This window comes from Pseudomonadota bacterium (assembly GCA_030860485.1).
Classification (GTDB): domain Bacteria; phylum Pseudomonadota; class Gammaproteobacteria; order JACCXJ01; family JACCXJ01; genus JACCXJ01.
On sequence record JALZID010000309.1, the window covers coordinates 1 to 2,901 of the forward strand.

Consider the following 2,901-nt stretch of genomic DNA (forward strand, 5'->3'; position numbering starts at 1 on the left):
CATACCGGACTCCTCCTCTTCGTTGAAGTGGTCGTTTCATCTTCCACTCTGGCACATCACGATGCCGTTAGGGAGGGGAGGAGTCCATACCATTACCCTACCCTCCCCCGCTCCGCAGGGGAGGGGACCAGGAAATGCCCTCCGCCGCTATCGCAGGGAGGGCACACGGAAACTCCCTCCCCTGCCCGCGCCCCGGACGGGGAAAGGATGGGGTGGGGGTCAGGCCTGCACGTGTCTCCTGACACCGAAAAGGCCGGCCGAAAACGGCAATGCCATAGGAATCCATCAGGCGGCGGAAACCTCTTGCTGTGGAGACGACGCCTGTTCCAACAACTCTTCCTCCTGCAAGAGCTTGGTCAGGCCCGGCACGGCATGGTCGAAGGTGAACATGTGATAGTGATAGCCGAGCGTGATGTAGTGCATGATGAAGGGGATCTGGTCGGGATATTCCCGCATCACCCGCCGGGTGAAGACCCGGCTCGCTTGCTTGTAGTGCTCCGGGAAGGTCGCCATGACGCTCTGCTGTTGCCGGTACTGAGAGCGGATCGACGCGAGCGTGATCTGCCCGCTCATCCACTTGGAGATCAGGTTCCTCACCCCGGAGGCCAACAGGAAGAACAGCCGTCGCACACGCTCACCGAGCGCCGCCGGATGTCCTATCCGGGAAAACATCTCGATGGCGCGGCTGAAATACGCGTCCGGGTCATAGAGCGTGCGGATCACCCGGAGGTGCCCTTCCAGCAACTGCTTTCTCGGGATGATCGTCACGATGTTGGTGTAGCCGGAGCCGAGGGTGCGTTCTTCGTCGCCCGTCATGTCCTCGATGAGGCGCCCGCTCTGCTTCATGCGCGTGTAGAGCGGCGTTCCGGGCAGAGCCACCAGGGGCCCGATCATGGCGTTCGGGATCGCCGCATCGGTGATGAACTCGATCTGGCGATTGAAGATATCCGCCGTGTCGCTGTCGAAGCCGACGATGAAGGAGCCATAGGTCAAGAGGCCCGCGCCCTGGATCTCCTTCATCCGCTCGACCAACGAACCCTTCATGTTTTGGAACTTGCGCGTCTCCTTCAGGCTCTCGATCGAGGGCGTTTCGATCCCCATGAAGACCCAGATGAAATTGGCTTTGACGAGGAGGTCCATCAACTCGGCATCATCGGCGAGATTGACCGTGACCTCGGTACCGAAGAAGAACGGGTGCTTGCGTCGCGCATTCCATGCGGCCAGCGCGACCAGGAACTTCTTGGCCTCCTTCTTGTTGCCGATGAAGTTGTCATCGACGATGAAGATCACCCCGCGGAACCCGGTCTCGTAGATCGCGTCCAGCTCGGTCAGCATCTGGGTGGGGGTCTTGGTACGGGGCCTGCGTCCGAACATCACGGTGATGTCGCAGAACTCGCAGAGATAGGGGCAACCGCGCGAGAACTGCACGACCAGCATGGCGTAGAAATCGAGGTTCAGGAGATCGAAGCGCGGTACCGGCGTCTTGGTGACATCGGGCTTGTCGTGCGTCGTGTACACGGGTTTGTAACTCCCACGCTCCAGGTCCTCGATGAACTCCCGCCAGGTGATCTCCCCTTCGTTCAGGACCTGCACGTCGCAATGCGGGACACACTCTTCGGAGCAGGCGGTCGGATAGGGGCCGCCGAAGACCACCAGCTTGCCGGCCGCCCGGCAGCGCGCGGCCACCCGGAAGAGTGAGGACTTCTGGGTGAGCATGGCCGACAGGCATACCACGTCGGCCCATTCCAGATCGGCATCCTCCAAGTCCTCGCAGTTCAGGTCGACGAGGCGAAACTGGTAGCCCTCGGGCGTCATGGCCGCGACGGTGATGAGCCCGAGCGGCGGCATCGCCGCCTTTTTTCCGATCAGCGGGAGATAATACTGGGAGCCCCAGTAGGTCGGTGGGAACCTGGGATAGACCAACAAGATGTTCTTATAGTTGTCGTTCATGCGGGTACCTCCTCACGCCCGGACCGGCGGGGCAGGGTCCGGTTTGCCACTGGCGAGTATAGGCAATCCCACCCCCGCATGCCAACGGTACCGGTGGACAGGGTCGCGGCGACACGAGCGGCCGAGGCCACCATCGCCGTTATCGACGCCCAGATGCCCCCAGCGCACGGGAAACGCTTTCGTGGTGTCGCCCCCGCCGTTGGGGCAGGGTGCTCCGATGGTACGCCGGTAGGTCGTCGCCGGCGCTTGGCTTGTCACCCGATTTGTAAGAGAATCCGATGGTTTGGTTTCTGTTGCGGACACAGGCACTGCGGTGGGTCCGGATTCACAAGCGAGCGACGAGGACATCGCCCTGTTCCGCGAGGCGGTCGGGACGGTAAGACCGGTGCGCCCGGACGTTTTACCCATCGAGCGTCCTCGGCCCGAGCCCATCCCGGTGCAGGCGCGCCAGGAGACCCAGCGGGTGTTGCAGGAGTCGCTGTCGCGCGGACCGGAGGACGACGAGGTCGAGACCGGTGAAGAGCTGCTGTACTCGGCGCCCGGCGTGGGCCCCGAGGTCCTGCGCCGCCTGCGCCGCGGCCAGCTCAGCATGCAGAGCCGGCTGGACCTGCACGGCATGAGCGTCCCGGAGGCCAAGGACGCCGTGGCGCGCTTCCTCTATACGTCCCGCAGCCGCGGGCTGCGCTCGGTCCTCATCATCCACGGCAAGGGCCTCGGCTCCCACCAGAAGCGGCCGGTGCTCAAAGGCAAGCTCAACCAGTGGCTGGCGCGTCGCGCGGAGGTCCTGGCGTTCTGTTCTGCGCGCCGCGTGGACGGGGGTACGGGTGCCGTCTCTGTCCTGTTGAGGCGCTAGCTATCCGGCAAGGCTTCCCGCTGGGCCAGTGGTGCCGTCTCTCCGCCGCAGATCCCGGCGTTACCACAGGCGTTTACAATCGGGGGGGGGGGGCCGGG

The 2,901-nt window shown here is 63.7% G+C and carries 2 protein-coding genes; one reads left to right on the plus strand and one right to left on the minus strand.

Annotated elements, in window-relative coordinates; translation table 11 throughout:
* Positions 1–285 precede the first annotated feature (285 nt).
* Entirely contained in the window at positions 286–1,950 is a 1,665-nt protein-coding gene (locus M3461_19370) for a B12-binding domain-containing radical SAM protein (protein MDQ3776357.1), read from the minus strand.
* 313 nt (positions 1,951–2,263) lie between these two features.
* Here M3461_19370 and M3461_19375 point away from each other — a divergent pair, with 313 nt between their 5' ends.
* Positions 2,264–2,803 carry a Smr/MutS family endonuclease gene (locus M3461_19375; GenBank protein MDQ3776358.1) on the plus strand — a complete coding sequence of 180 codons (540 nt, stop codon included), beginning with the start codon at positions 2,264–2,266 and terminating at the stop codon, positions 2,801–2,803.
* Positions 2,804–2,901 lie beyond the last annotated feature (98 nt).